General features: G+C 71.7%; 13 protein-coding genes and 1 pseudogene. 10 read left to right on the plus strand and 4 right to left on the minus strand.

Annotated elements, in window-relative coordinates; translation table 11 throughout:
• The 4 genes and pseudogenes from BI06_RS50840 to BI06_RS17215 all read left to right on the plus strand — a co-directional run.
• Positions 1–1035, plus strand: a pseudogene (locus tag BI06_RS50840) (hypothetical protein); the annotation flags it as partial.
• Positions 1036–1083: 48 nt separating this feature from the next.
• Positions 1084–1263, plus strand: coding sequence for a DUF6104 family protein (locus tag BI06_RS17205; RefSeq protein ID WP_030392846.1), 180 nt, complete (start codon positions 1084–1086; stop codon positions 1261–1263).
• A gap of 198 nt (positions 1264–1461) precedes the next feature.
• Positions 1462–2391 (plus strand): DUF4097 family beta strand repeat-containing protein, encoded by a 930-nt coding sequence (locus tag BI06_RS17210; protein ID WP_051741158.1) that lies wholly within the window; start codon positions 1462–1464, stop codon positions 2389–2391.
• A gap of 1 nt (position 2392) precedes the next feature.
• Positions 2393–3472 carry a PadR family transcriptional regulator gene (locus BI06_RS17215; RefSeq protein ID WP_043468927.1) on the plus strand — a complete coding sequence of 360 codons (1080 nt, stop codon included), beginning with the start codon at positions 2393–2395 and terminating at the stop codon, positions 3470–3472.
• A 106-nt stretch (positions 3473–3578) separates the two neighbouring features.
• Here BI06_RS17215 and BI06_RS17220 read toward each other — a convergent pair whose 3' ends face one another.
• Complete coding sequence (locus BI06_RS17220) at positions 3579–4541, minus strand: quinone oxidoreductase (protein ID WP_030392849.1); 963 nt, start codon at positions 4539–4541, stop codon at positions 3579–3581.
• A gap of 95 nt (positions 4542–4636) precedes the next feature.
• Positions 4637–5833 (minus strand): NADP-dependent malic enzyme, encoded by a 1197-nt coding sequence (locus tag BI06_RS17225; RefSeq protein ID WP_030392850.1) that lies wholly within the window; start codon positions 5831–5833, stop codon positions 4637–4639.
• A gap of 623 nt (positions 5834–6456) precedes the next feature.
• Here BI06_RS17225 and BI06_RS17230 point away from each other — a divergent pair.
• From BI06_RS17230 to BI06_RS17250, 5 genes are all read left to right on the plus strand, one after another.
• Complete coding sequence (locus BI06_RS17230) at positions 6457–7380, plus strand: ABC transporter substrate-binding protein (protein ID WP_051741160.1); 924 nt, start codon at positions 6457–6459, stop codon at positions 7378–7380.
• A 454-nt stretch (positions 7381–7834) separates the two neighbouring features.
• Positions 7835–8770, plus strand: coding sequence for an ABC transporter substrate-binding protein (locus tag BI06_RS17235; protein WP_030392852.1), 936 nt, complete (start codon positions 7835–7837; stop codon positions 8768–8770).
• A gap of 58 nt (positions 8771–8828) precedes the next feature.
• On the plus strand, positions 8829–9779 hold the full coding sequence (locus BI06_RS17240; RefSeq protein ID WP_233290171.1) for an amino acid ABC transporter permease: 951 nt from the start codon (positions 8829–8831) through the stop codon (positions 9777–9779).
• A complete protein-coding gene (locus BI06_RS17245; protein ID WP_051741162.1) occupies positions 9776–10576 on the plus strand; it encodes an amino acid ABC transporter ATP-binding protein in 801 nt (266 codons plus the stop codon). Before BI06_RS17240 ends, BI06_RS17245 begins: the two co-directional genes overlap by 4 nt.
• Positions 10577–10710: 134 nt before the next feature.
• A complete protein-coding gene (locus BI06_RS17250) occupies positions 10711–11298 on the plus strand; it encodes a CGNR zinc finger domain-containing protein (protein WP_043468929.1) in 588 nt (195 codons plus the stop codon).
• A gap of 30 nt (positions 11299–11328) precedes the next feature.
• Here BI06_RS17250 and sodX read toward each other — a convergent pair whose 3' ends face one another.
• Complete coding sequence (gene sodX / locus BI06_RS17255) at positions 11329–11712, minus strand: nickel-type superoxide dismutase maturation protease (protein ID WP_078879834.1); 384 nt, start codon at positions 11710–11712, stop codon at positions 11329–11331.
• Positions 11713–12029: 317 nt separating this feature from the next.
• Here sodX and sodN point away from each other — a divergent pair, with 317 nt between their 5' ends.
• Positions 12030–12425, plus strand: a complete 396-nt coding sequence (gene sodN, locus BI06_RS17260; RefSeq protein ID WP_043468932.1) for a superoxide dismutase, Ni — start codon at positions 12030–12032, stop codon at positions 12423–12425.
• 257 nt (positions 12426–12682) lie between these two features.
• Here sodN and BI06_RS17265 read toward each other — a convergent pair whose 3' ends face one another.
• Positions 12683–12901 carry a hypothetical protein gene (locus BI06_RS17265; RefSeq protein ID WP_055731130.1) on the minus strand — a complete coding sequence of 73 codons (219 nt, stop codon included), beginning with the start codon at positions 12899–12901 and terminating at the stop codon, positions 12683–12685.
• Between the last annotated feature and the right edge of the window lie 33 nt (positions 12902–12934).

The raw sequence follows: 12934 nt of genomic DNA on the forward strand, positions 1-12934 counted from the left end.
CCGCAGCCGGCCGGGGCGCCCGTCACCCACGCGGCCACCACGCCGTCCTTCGGCCCGCCGCCGCCCGGGTTCGGCCCCGTCCGGCCGGACACCCCGCCGCCCGGCTTCGTTCCGCCGCCGCTCGGCGCGTACGGCGCGGCGCAGCCGCCCACCGAGGCGCCCACCGGCCCGCTGCTCGGCGCCCCGCCCACCGTCCAGCTGCGGCAGGAGCCGCCGTCCTACGACACCCCGCCGCCCGGACCGGTGGTCACCGACAGCCCGGCACCCGCGCCGGAGCGGGCCCGCAGCAGGGGCGGGGTCTCCTGGAAGGTGCTGCTGACCGTCGCCCTGGTGATGGCGGTCGGCGGCACGGCCGGCGGGGTCGCGCTGATGGCCAAGTTCAACAAGGACGACGACAAGAACAACTCCGCCCACCAGTCCGGCTCGACCTCGGGGAGCTCCCAGCCGGCCGCGCCGCCGGCGGGCGGCGCCGCCGCGGCCGCGACCACCCCCACGACCACCCCCTCGACCGACCCCAGCCCGTCCTCGGCCAAGTCCTCCGGCTCCTCCTCCGGGGCGGTGACCTCGGCCCCCTCGGCCTCGTCGGGCACCGGTGTGACCGCGCCGGCCCGGCCGACCGGCTACTCCCCGCTGCTGACCCAGAAGCCGCTGTCCATCCCCGGCACCGACGCCTACTACGACTCCTACCGGATCGACCTGGACGCCGGGACGGTGGTGCCGCGCGGCACCGACCTCAAGTGGGGCCTGGGCCTGAACGCCACCGGCAGCAGCAGCAAGGCCAACTCCTTCGTCACCGCGGGCGACAACAAGTCGGACTTCGCGGTGATCACCGAGTCCACCGTGACGCCCGACCAGTGCGCCGTCGCGATCGACTCCCGGCCGGACACCGACCTGTCCTTCAACCGGGTCTCGCCGGGCCGCCTGCTCTGCATCCGGGACCGGGTCACCCGCAACATCGCCGTCGCGGTGGTCGAGGTCGCGGACGTCACCACCGGCGCGGTGAAGCTCACCGTGAGCACCTGGCGCGCCAGCTGACCCGGTCTATCCTGACCAGGTCGAATCCCCACCGGACCGGAGCGAACCGTGTATTTCACCGACCGAGGCATCGAGGAACTGGCGAGCCGCCGCGGCGACGAGGAGGTCACCTTCGAGTGGCTGGCCGAGCGCCTGCGCGAGTTCGTCGACCTCAACCCGGACTTCGAGGTCCCGGTCGAGCGGCTGGCCACCTGGCTGGCCAGGCTCGACGACGAGGACGACGAGTGACCTGGTGAAACGGTGGTCCTGAGGGCCCGGAGGCAACCGCCTCCGGGCCCTCTCGCATGCTCCCCGTAGGGGCGGGTCTCGGGGTGCACTCCGGGTCGGCCTCGGGGTCGGACTCCCTTGACTTCGCCGTCACGCGATATATCGTCTTTGGAAGAGGACGCGATACATCGCGAGTCACAGCAACGGGAGGCGGCAGAGATGAGCCAGTGGACGGTCGAAGGACCCGACAGGATCACCATCGAGGAGACGGTCCGGACGCTCCAGGTGCGGACCATCGACGGCACGGTCAACGTGGTCGCCGCCGAGGGCCCCGCCCGGCTGGAGGTCACCGAGCTCAAGGGCGAGCCGCTGCACGTCACCCTGGTCGACGGCGTCCTCACCGTCACCTACAAGGACCTCAGCAGCTGGAACGAGTTCGGCGACGTGCTCAAGTCGGTCGACTCGGTGAAGGGCTTCTTCTCCTCCTTCAAGCGCAAGCGGACCGCCGCCGTCACCGTGACCGTCCCGGCCGGCACCGAGGTCAAGGTCGGCACCGTCTCCGCCGCGACGACGGTCTCCGGCTTCAGCGAGCACGTCTCGACCCAGACCGCCAACGCCGACATCACCCTGGTCGGCCTGACCGGGCGGACCGACGCCAACACCGTCACCGGCGACGTGGACGCCCAGTCGGTGGCCGGGCAGCTGCGGCTGAACACCGTCTCCGGCCGGCTCACCGTGCTGGCCGGCACCGCCGAGAAGGTGAGCGCCAACGCCGTCACCGGCGCGGTCACCCTGGACCTCGCGGCCGCCACCCCCGCCCAGATCAAGGTCAACACGGTCAGCGGCGCGGTCGGCGTCCGACTGCCCGCGCTGACCGGCACCAAGGTCGAGGCCGGCACCACCAGCGGCGACCTCTCCTCCGGCTTCGAGGAACTCACCGTCGCCGGCAGCTGGGGCACCAAGCGCCTCTCCGGCCAGCTCGGCGACGGCAGCGGCAGCCTCTCGGTCACCACCGTCTCCGGCGCGGTCACCGTGCTCCAGCGTCCGGAGGCCGAGGACGACACCCGGGCCGCCCGGGAGCTGCCCGCCCCCGACCTCACCAAGTCCGACACCCCCGGCACCGGCCCCGACCTCACCAAGGAGGCCTGACATGACCCCCGTCTTCGGCCACGGCCGGCTCCGGCTCTACCTGCTCAAGCTGCTCGACGAGGCCCCGCGCCACGGCTACGAGGTCATCCGCCTGCTGGAGGAGCGCTTCCAGGGCCTGTACGCGCCCTCGGCCGGCACCGTCTACCCGCGGCTCGCCAAGCTGGAGCAGGAGGGGCTGGTCGCCCACAGCACCGAGGGCGGTCGCAAGGTCTACCGGCTCACCGACGCCGGGCGCGCCGAACTCGCCACCCGGCAGGGCGAGCTGGACGAGCTGGAGCTGGAGATCCACGACTCGGTGACCCAGCTCGCCGGGGCGATCCGCGAGGACGTCCGGGACAGCGCCAAGGACCTGCGCGAGCAGCTCTGGGGCGCGGCGGCCGAGCAGGCCAGGCGCGGCGCCCCGGACCCCGGGGAGCAGGGCCAGGAGAACGGCGGGAACCCGTGGGCCGGGCCGTGGGGCGACCAGGCCGCCTGGCAGCGCGCCAAGGAGGAGTTCGCCGCCTTCAAGCGGCAGGCCAAGGAGCAGGCGAAGCGCGCCAAGGAGCAGGAGAAGGCCGCCAAGGCCAAGGCGAAGGCCGCCGAGGAGGAGGCCCGCCGGCTGCGCGAGCAGTCCCGGGCGGCCCGGACGGCGGCCCAGCAGGAGGCGCTGCGGATCAAGCGCCGGGTGGAGCAGCAGGTCCGCGAGCACGCGGCGCGCGGCGACTGGCCGACCGGACTGGCCGAGGGGCTCTCCGAGCTGACCAAGGGCCTGGCCGGGCTGGCCGACGCGGCCCGCTGGGGACAGCCCGGGGAGTCGAAGGAGGACCTCGGCGCCGAGCGGGTCACCGTCACCCGGATCGACCTGGACAAGACCGACCTGGACGGGCCGGCCGACGCCGTCCCGGCCGAGCTGCCCGGGTGGACCGCCGTCGACCCGGCCGGCGACCCGGCCCGGGAGCTGGAGCGGCTGCTCGACCGCTTCCGCGACCAGGTCCGCGACGCGGCCAGGGACGGCGGGGTGACCCCGGCCCGGCTGGCCGAGGCGCGTGCCGTCCTCGGTACCGCCGGCGAGCGGCTGAAGCGGCTGCTCGACCGCTCCTGAGTGCTCCTGAGTGCTCTCGACTGCTCTCGACCTGTCCTGACCGACCGGTCCGGCAACCGGCGCCCGGCTCCCCGCACAGGGAGCCGGGCGCCGGCGCGTCACGGGCTCACGGCGTCAGGACGAGCTTGCCGAACACCTCGCCCTTGGCCAGCCGGGCGAGCGCCTCCGGCGCCCCGTCCAGCGGCAGCACCGAGTCGATCACCGGCCGGACCCCGGTGGTGGCGCAGAACGACAGCAGCCCGGCCAGCTCCTCCTTGGTCCCCATGGTCGAGCCGACCACCCGCAGCTCCAGGAAGAAGATCCGGTTCAGTTCGGCGGCCGCCGGGCTGGGGCCCGAGGTGGCCCCGGAGATGACGATCGTGCCGCCCGGGCGCAGCGACTTCACCGAGTGCGACCAGGTCGCGGCGCCGACCGTCTCCATCACCGCGTCCACCCGCTCGGGCAGCCTGGCCCCGCTCGGGAACGCCGCGTCGGCGCCGAGCTCCAGGGCCCGGTCCCGCTTGGCCTCGTCCCGGCCGGTGACCCAGACCCGCAGGCCGGCCGCCTTGCCGAGCACCACCAGCGCGGTCGACACCCCGCCGCCGGCGCCCTGCACCAGCACGGTGTCGCCGGGCTTCACCCCGGCGTTGGTGAACAGCATCCGATAGGCCGTCAGCCAGGCCGTGGGCAGGCAGGCGGCCTCCTCGAAGGAGAGCCCGGCGGGCTTGGGCAGCAGGTTCCAGGTGGGGACGGCCACCTGCTGGGCGAAGGTGCCCTGGTAGCGCTCGGTCAGGATCGAGCGCGGCTCGTCCGGGCCGACCCCGTGCCCGCTCTGGCCGATCACGGAGTGCAGGACCACCTCGTTGCCGTGCTCGTCGATGCCGGCGGCGTCGCAGCCGAGGATCATCGGCAGCTTCTCGGCGGGCAGCCCGACCCCGCGCAGCGACCAGAGGTCGTGGTGGTTCAGGCTGGCGGCCCGGACCGTGACCACGCTCCAGCCCGGCCGGGCCACGGGTTCGGGGCGTTCGCCCAACTCCAGCCCGCTCAGCGGGTCGTCGGCGTCGATTCGTGCGGCATAGGCAGCAAACATGCACCGGACGATAGCCAGAACGCCCCCGGGCCCGGAACAACGCGTGAGTGTGACGCGTGTCCCGGGCCCGGGCGGGGTTCCGGTACGGGTACCGGCTAGCGGCGGGCGACGCCCTCGGCCCGGGCGGCCTCGGCGACGGCCTTGGTGACGGCCGGGGCGACCCGCTCGTCGAACGGCGAGGGGATGACCTTCTGCGGGGTCAGCTCGTCGGCCACCACGCCGGCCAGCGCCTTGGCGGCGGCCAGCTTCATGCCCTCGGTGATCCGGGTGGCCCGGACCTGCAGCGCGCCGGCGAAGATGCCCGGGAACGCCAGCACGTTGTTGATCTGGTTCGGGAAGTCGCTGCGGCCGGTGGCCACCACGGCGGCGTACTTGTGCGCGACCTCGGGGTGGATCTCCGGGTTCGGGTTGGCCATGGCGAAGACGAACGCGCCCTCGGCCATGGTCGCGACGACCTCCTCCGGCACGGTGCCGCCGGAGACGCCGATGAAGACGTCGGCGCCGGCCATCGCGTCGGCCAGGGTGCCCTTGAGGCCGGTCCGGTTGGACAGGCCGGCGATCTCCGCCTTGACGTCGGTCAGGTCCCCGCGGCCCTCGTACACGACGCCCTTGCGGTCGCACACGGCCACGTCGCCGATGCCGGCCGCCAGCAGCATCTTGGCGATGGCGATGCCGGCCGCGCCGGCGCCGGAGATGACGGCGCGCAGCGAGCCGATCTCGCGGCCGGTCACCTTGGCCGCGTTCCAGAGCGCGGCGGTGGTGACGATCGCGGTGCCGTGCTGGTCGTCGTGGAAGATCGGGATGTCCAGGGCCTCCTGGAGCCGGCGCTCGATCTCGAAGCAGCGCGGGGCCGAGATGTCCTCCAGGTTGACGCCGCCGAAGGACGGGGCCAGCCGGACCACGGTCTCGACGATCTCGTCCACGTCGGTGCAGGCGAGCGCGATCGGCACCGCGTCGACGCCGCCGAACTGCTTGAACAGGATCGCCTTGCCCTCCATGACGGGCAGCGAGGCCTCGGGGCCGATGTCGCCGAGGCCCAGCACGGCGGTGCCGTCGGTGACCACGGCCACCGTGTTGGCCTTCCAGGTGTAGTCGTTCACGAGCTCGGGCTGCTCGGCGATGGCCGTGCAGACGCGGGCGACACCGGGGGTGTAGGCGAGGGACAGGTCGTCCGCGTCGCGCACCGGGACGGTCGCCCGGACCTCCATCTTGCCGCCGCGGTGGAGCGCGAACACGGCGTCGACCGGATCGTCGGTGTCCTGGGTACTGCTGTGGATGATCTCCGCTGCCACGATGACCTCTTCGTCATTGATCGAGCGAGGACACCCGGCCGACGGGGCGGACGACCCGGCCGGTCCCGGCATCCGGTGACCGGCGGCCGGTCAGCGGAACCCGGGAACGCCGAAGCGCCCCCGGGGGAAGGCTGGGTCGGGGCGCCGCCGTCGGACGAGCGCCTCGAAATGAGGGTTTATGGAGTTGTCCGCGAGTGGTCCGCGCTGTGCTTCCGGGCCGAGCGTAGGTCGGACGAGGGCATCGCACCCATGCCTTTTCGTCCAAGTCACATGGTTGTCGTACGCCTCACGGCCACCTGTGGGCACCAGGAACCATGAGAACCGGACCCCGGCAGCGGCAGTGGCGCACACGTACGCACACCCGCGGGGGTGAACACGGACACGGTGTGGAGGCCGGTGCCGCCGGATACGGAGTCGACGTTCTGGACTTCCGTTCCTGTGCACCCCGGGCCTGTTTGCGGCCCGGCGGTCCGGTTCGAGCGTCGGGGGTCACCCGGTACCGAATTCTGACACACCCGCCCACGGACGCGGCAGGTCGGGATGGGAGGATCCGTTGTTCCGCCATCTCGCGTCCACCTCCGCGATGCCGCGGCGCCTCCCCCTCCCTCCCTCAGGAGCAACCGATGCACCACCGTGCCCTGTCCCCCCGCCGGGCCCCCGCCGCGCTCGCCCTCGCCACCGCCGGAACCCTGCTGCTGACCGCCTGCGGCGGCGACAAGACCGTCGCCGAGGACCCGCTCCAGCAGCTCCGGGCGAAGGTCCCGAGCGCCCAGCAGTCGGGCAAGGTGCTGCGGATCGGGATGGACGTCAACTACCCGCCGGTGGAGTTCCGGGGCACCGACGGCAAGCCCGACGGCCTGGACCCGGACATCGCCGCGGCGCTCGGCCGGATCCTCGACCTGCGGATCGAGTACGTCGACACCCCCTTCGACAAGCTCATACCGAACCTCCACCACAAGCAGTACGACGTCGCGATGTCCGCGCTCAGCGACATCCGCCAGCGCCGGGACGGCGTGGACGAGGCCGGCAAGTCGACCGGCCTGGCGGTGGACTTCGTGGACTACTTCATCGCCGGCACCTCGATCGTGGTGCCGAAGGGCAACCCCAAGGGCATCCGCGGTCTGGACGACCTCTGCGGCCGGACCGTCGCGGTGCAGAGCGGCACCACCCAGGACGAGATCGTGGCCCGCCAGGTGACCGCCTGCACCCGCGCCAACAAGCCGCTCACCGTCCACAAGTTCGACAGCGACGCCAAGGCGCTGGCCGAGGTCGCCGCCGGCACGTCGCAGGCGGGCCTGAACGACTTCCCGGTGGCCGCCTACGCGGCGAAGAACACCGACGGCGGCAACCGCTTCGAGGTGACCGGCGCGCAGTCCCGGTCCAACCCGTACGGGATCGCGCTGCGCAAGGAGGACACCGAACTGCGCGACGTCCTGGCCAAGGCGATCGACCAGCTGATCCGCAGCGGCGAGTACGACAAGATCCTCTCCAAGTGGAACGTCGCCGCCGGTGCGGCCCAGAACGCGGTGGTCAACGGAGGCATCTGAGCCGGGTCCGATCGGCCCTCCGGGGCGGGGGCACGGGTGGCGGTCCGGGCGGGGGTCCGGGCCGCCGCGGAGCGGGCGCACGATCGGGCGAGTGCGCGGCCGGGCCTCCGGGCGGACCGCAGGGAGATCTGCATACTTATACGCAGGGTGACAGGGACACGGTATTCGTCCGAATAGCGGACAGCGCGGCCCCCCGTTATCCGATTTTGATCTGAATGAGGGCCACCCGAGCGTCATCAGATGGCAGGATTCCCCCCATCTCGGATCGAGCCGACCACTGGTCGAGGCGGTTCGGTCAACGCCCACCTCGGCGGACGGTGGCGGAGAGCAGTACCCGGTACCACCCTGCGTGTTCTCCCTGCCCGGCCGTACAGCGCCGTACGGCTCTGCTGCTCCGGCGCGCCGCTCCCCCGTGGCACGCCCGTCCGACCTCTCCCTCAGGAGGAGATCCCCCATGATCGCCCGTACCCAGCGCACCCGCCTCCTCGCCTCAGCGGCGGTGCTCGCGTCCGCGTCGCTCGTGCTGACCGCCTGCGGCAGCAGCAAGTCCTCCTCCAGCGGCGGCAGCAGTGCGGCCAACCCCAGCGTCAGCGTCGCCGCCGTGTCCGCCGACCCCGCGCTCGCCGGGCTCGTCCCCGCCGACATCAAGTCCTCCGGCAAGCTGATCGTCGCCGCCGACGCCTCCTACGCGCCCAACGAGTTCAAGGACGACAAGGGCAACATCGTCGGCCTCGACGTCGACCTGGCCGACGCGATCGCCAAGAAGCTCGGCCTGACCGCCGACGTGCAGAACGCCGACTTCACCTCGATCATCCCGGGCATCACGGCGAAGAAGTACCAGCTCGGCATGAGCTCCTTCACCGACACCAAGGAGCGCGAGCAGACCGTCGACATGGTCACCTACTTCACCGCGGGCAGCGCCATCGCGGTCAAGAAGGGCAACCCGGACAAGATCGACCCCAAGGACCTCTGCGGCAAGAAGGTCGCCGTCCAGACCGGTACCACCCAGGCCCAGGAGATCACCGACGTCCGCAACCCGGAGTGCACCAAGGCCGGCAAGCCGACCATCCCCAACGACGGTGACAAGTTCACCCTCCAGACCGACGTCACCACCGCGCTGGTCTCCGGCCGCGACCAGGTGATGATGGCCGACTCCCCGGTCGTCGACTACGCGATCAAGCAGACCAACGGCCAGCTGGAGAAGCTCGGCGGGACCTACGACAGCGCGCCCTACGGCGTCGTCGTCGACAAGGGCTCCCCGCTCTCCCCCGCCGTCCAGGGCGCCGTCCAGTCGCTGATCGCCGACGGCACCTACAAGCAGATCCTGGCGAAGTGGGGCGTCGAGGCCGGCGCGATCGACAAGTCCGAGATCAACGCCGCCAAGAGCTGATCCTCCGCACCACCACACCCCCTGAGGCCCCAAGGTGAAATCTTCCGAGCAGGGGGCGGTGAAATCGGGACGGCCTGAGACCATCAAGGCCGTCCCGGTGCGCCACCCCGGACGCTGGGCCGGAGCAGTAGTGATCGTCGTCCTCGCGGCGATGCTGCTCCACGCCCTGATCTTCAACCCCGCGTTCCAGTGGGACGTCGTCAGAGACACGCTCACCAACGAGCAGATCATCCACGGAATCTGGGTGACGCTCGAACTGACCGCCCTGTCCATGTTGATGGGCGTGGTCGGCGGCGTGCTCCTCGCGATCATGCGGCTCTCGCCGAACCCCCTGCTGTCGGGGACGGCCTGGTTCTACATCTGGATCTTCCGCGGCACCCCCGTGCTGGTGCAGCTGGTGTTCTGGAACTTCCTGGGCGCCCTGTGGCCGAACCTGTCGATCGGCATCCCGTTCGGGCCCGAGTTCTGGTCCGAGTCGACCAACACCCTGATCCCGACCTTCACCGCCGCCCTGCTGGGCCTCGGCCTCAACGAGGCGGCGTACATGGCGGAGATCGTCCGCGGCGGCATCCAGTCCGTCGACGAGGGCCAGACCGAGGCCGCCCACGCGCTCGGCATGAGCCGCGCCGCCACGCTGCGCCGGATCGTGCTCCCGCAGGCGATGCGGGTGATCATCCCGCCGACCGGCAACGAGACCATCTCGATGCTCAAGACCACCTCGCTGGTCCAGGTCATCTCGCTGGCGGAGCTGTTCACGGCCGGCCACGACATCTACTCGCGGACCTTCCAGACCATCCCGGTCCTGGTCGCGGTCAGCATCTACTACCTGCTCATGACCTCGATCCTCACGGTCGGGCAGTACTACATCGAGCGGCACTACGCTCGAGGTGCGAACCGGACCCTGCCGCCCACACCGATCCAGCGGGTTCGGCTGCTGTTCGGCGGCAGGCCCACCCCGAAGGCCAAGAACGACGTGGTCCCCGGACTCGAGGGAGGTGGCCACGCATGACCGACCTCAGCAAGACCCCCGCCGACGCCCCGGGCAGCGGCCCGATGGTGAAGTCCGAGGGCGTCCGCAAGTCCTACGGCCTGGTCGAGGTGCTCAAGGGCATCGACCTGGAGGTCAAGCAGAGCGAGGTGTTCTGCCTGGTCGGCCCGTCCGGCTCCGGCAAGTCCACCTTCCTGCGCTGCATCAACCACCTGGAGAAGATCAACGGCGGCCGCCTCTGGGTGGACGGCGAGATGGTCGGCTACCGGCAGCGCGGCGACAAGCTCTACGAGCTCAAGGACCGCGAGGTCGCGCTCAAGCGGCGGGACATCGGCATGGTGTTCCAGCGCTTCAACCTCTTCCCGCACATGACCGCGGTGGAGAACGTGATGGAGGCGCCGGTCCAGGTCAAGCGCGAGTCCAGGGCCGAGGCCAGGGAGCGTTCGATGGCCCTGCTGGAGCGGGTCGGCCTGTCCGACAAGAGCGGGAACTACCCCTCCCAGCTCTCCGGCGGCCAGCAGCAGCGGGTGGCGATCGCCCGGGCGCTGGCGATGAAGCCCAAGCTGATGCTCTTCGACGAGCCGACCTCGGCGCTCGACCCCGAGCTGGTCGGCGAGGTGCTCGACGTCATGCGCGGGCTCGCCGAGGAGGGCATGACCATGATCGTGGTCACCCACGAGATGGGCTTCGCCCGCGAGGTCGGCGACGCGCTGGTGTTCATGGACGGCGGTGTGGTGGTCGAGTCGGGCACCCCCCGCGAGGTCCTCAGCAACCCGCAGCACGAGCGGACCCGCGCCTTCCTCTCCAAGGTGCTCTGATCCGAGGTGCGCCGAGCGCACCGTCGACGGCGCCCGGCAGGCAGAACCTGCCGGGCGCCGCGCTTTTCCGCTTTCCCCCTGCGGGTAATAGGCTGGAGGCAATCAGCCTGTTACCGATCTCTGGAAGGACCACCGTGGAGCTCGCCTCGTACGCCGATCTGGCCGTCCGGCTGGTGAACACCGAGGAGCCCGAGCGCGGCACCGACTCGCTGACCTCGGTGGACGGAGTGCGCGCCCTGTTCTCGGACTCCTCGCGCGCCCGCAACATCGCCGACGAAGCGGACGTGCCCCGGCTGCGGGCCGTCCGCACCCGGCTGCGCGGGGTCTTCGAGGCCGCCGCCGAGGGCGAGGAGGTACGCAGCGTCGACCTGCTGAACAGCCTGCTGATGGAGTTCCCGGTCAGCCCGCTGGTCTCCGGGCACGACTACCTCGACGCGGCCGGCCGGCCGCGCTGGCACCTGCACCTCGCCGACAACTCGCCGACCGCCACCGCGCACTTCAGCGCCGTCGCCTGCATGGGCCTGGCCGTCCACCTGACCGAGCTGGGCGCCGACCGGCTCGGCATCTGCCAGGCCGCGCCCTGCCGCAACGCCTATCTGGACACCTCGACCAACCGGTCCCGCCGGTACTGCTCGGACCGCTGCGCCACCCGCGCCAATGTCGCCGCCTACCGGGCCCGCAAGCGCCTGGAGGCCCAGGAGGCCGCGGCGGCCGGGCACTAGCGGAGCCGCCCCGGCGGACCGGGCGTCCCGTCAGGCCTGGCGGACCGGGAGTTCCTCCGGCCGGATCCAGACGCCGAGGCGGCGGGCGAGGCCGGGCACCCGTGCCAGCGGGGCGGCCAGCAGCAGCCGCTCCAGCCGCCGCCCGGGGGCCAGCCAGGCCGGGCGCGGGCGCAGCCGCAGCAGCACCCGGCCGAGCACCAGTTCGTCCGGCACCGCCCCGTAGCTGCGGCTGTCGCTGTCCACCGGCCGGTTGTCGGAGAGCAGCCACCACCCCTTGGGGCGACGGCCGTCGGCCCGCTTGACCACCAGCAGGTTCTGCTGGAACGGGTGCCGGAACACCACCACCGCGCCGGGTCGGATCCGCGCGCCGTAGCGGACCAGCAGCTGGTCCCCGTCGCGCAGCGTCGGCACCATCGAGTCCCCCGCCACGTCGATCAGCCCGAACGGCGCGCCGCCGCCCGGCGGACCGTCCTCCGGTTCCGCGCTCCGTGCCACGGCTCCTCCTCCCGGCTCGCGTCCCGCCGTGTCCCGTGTCCTGCTGCTGTCCCGCGTCCTGCGTCCTGCTGTCGCGCTGTCGCGCACCAGTCTGCCGCACCGGCCGCCGGCCGCCGATGTCCGGATTGATCCGGTTCCGGCTCCGTCTTTTGCCCCAGGCAGGCCGCCCGGCCGGGAAACCGGACGGTCCGGCAGGTAATCTCGGGCGCGGGAAGACGATCTAAGGAAGGACTCCCATGTTCTCTCGTCTGTTTGCACCTCGCGCCACCGCCCACGCCCACTGCGACCTGCCCTGCGGTGTCTACGACCCGGCCCAGGCCCGGATCGAGGCCGAGTCGGTCAAGGCCACCCAGGAGAAGTACCAGGCCAACGAGGACGCGCACTTCCGCGCCCGCGCGGTCATCATCAAGGAGCAGCGCGCCGAGGCCGTGAAGCACCACATCTCGGTGCTGTGGAGCGACTACTTCAAGGCCCCGCACTTCGAGAAGTACCCGCAGCTGCACCAGCTCATCAACGACACCCTGAAGGCCGCCTCGGCCGCCAAGGCGTCCACCGACCCGGCCACCGGCCAGGCGCTGCTGGACCTCATCGCCGGGTTCGACAAGATCTTCTGGGAGACCAAGCAGGCCTAAGTATTGGGGCGGATTTTCGGCATCATCGCAGCTGACAGGCCTGGTGGTCTGTGCTGTTTGAGTGCACAGCGATGCACCGCGATGCAGGGTGAAACTCAAGATCATCACCCATCCGTCACCCAAACGATCATGAACGTGAAGCACCCCCCACCCGGACCGGGTGGGGGGTGCTTCAAGTGCCGGGACGCGAGGAGGGTGGCACCTGGACTGCCTCCCGGCACGCCTGGGGTGGCCGGCCGCCGCTAGTCGGCGACCGGTCAGTTCCAGCCCGAGTCGGCCATGGTGAACACGGGCTCCGTCGCCGAGGGCTCAACGCTCGGCCCCGCCGGCTCCGCTCCCGGCGTCGGCGACTCGGCAGTCGGCGCTGGCGCATTCCAACCCGAGTCGGAGGCCCAGCTCTCGGCCGGAGCCGAGCCGGCCACGCCCGCCAGCACTCCGGCCAGGGCCAGTGCTGCAGCGGCCGCGATGATGCGCACTCGATTCATGATCGTTCGTCCCGTTCTGGGCCT

It is taken from the genome of Kitasatospora sp. MBT66, from assembly GCF_000710405.2.
Classification (GTDB): domain Bacteria; phylum Actinomycetota; class Actinomycetes; order Streptomycetales; family Streptomycetaceae; genus Kitasatospora; species Kitasatospora purpeofusca.

Excerpts from the sequence above, each read along its gene's own strand:
- BI06_RS17210 (WP_051741158.1), top strand. The coding sequence starts at position 1,462 with ATGAGCCAGTGGACGGTCGAAGGACCCGACAGGATCACCATCGAGGAG.
- BI06_RS17215 (WP_043468927.1), top strand. The coding sequence starts at position 2,393 with ATGACCCCCGTCTTCGGCCACGGCCGGCTCCGGCTCTACCTGCTCAAG.
- BI06_RS17220 (WP_030392849.1), bottom strand. The coding sequence starts at position 4,541 with ATGTTTGCTGCCTATGCCGCACGAATCGACGCCGACGACCCGCTGAGC.
- BI06_RS17230 (WP_051741160.1), top strand. The coding sequence starts at position 6,457 with ATGCACCACCGTGCCCTGTCCCCCCGCCGGGCCCCCGCCGCGCTCGCC.
- BI06_RS17235 (WP_030392852.1), top strand. The coding sequence starts at position 7,835 with ATGATCGCCCGTACCCAGCGCACCCGCCTCCTCGCCTCAGCGGCGGTG.
- BI06_RS17245 (WP_051741162.1), top strand. The coding sequence starts at position 9,776 with ATGACCGACCTCAGCAAGACCCCCGCCGACGCCCCGGGCAGCGGCCCG.
- sodX (WP_078879834.1), bottom strand. The coding sequence starts at position 11,712 with ATGGTGCCGACGCTGCGCGACGGGGACCAGCTGCTGGTCCGCTACGGC.
- sodN (WP_043468932.1), top strand. The coding sequence starts at position 12,030 with ATGTTCTCTCGTCTGTTTGCACCTCGCGCCACCGCCCACGCCCACTGC.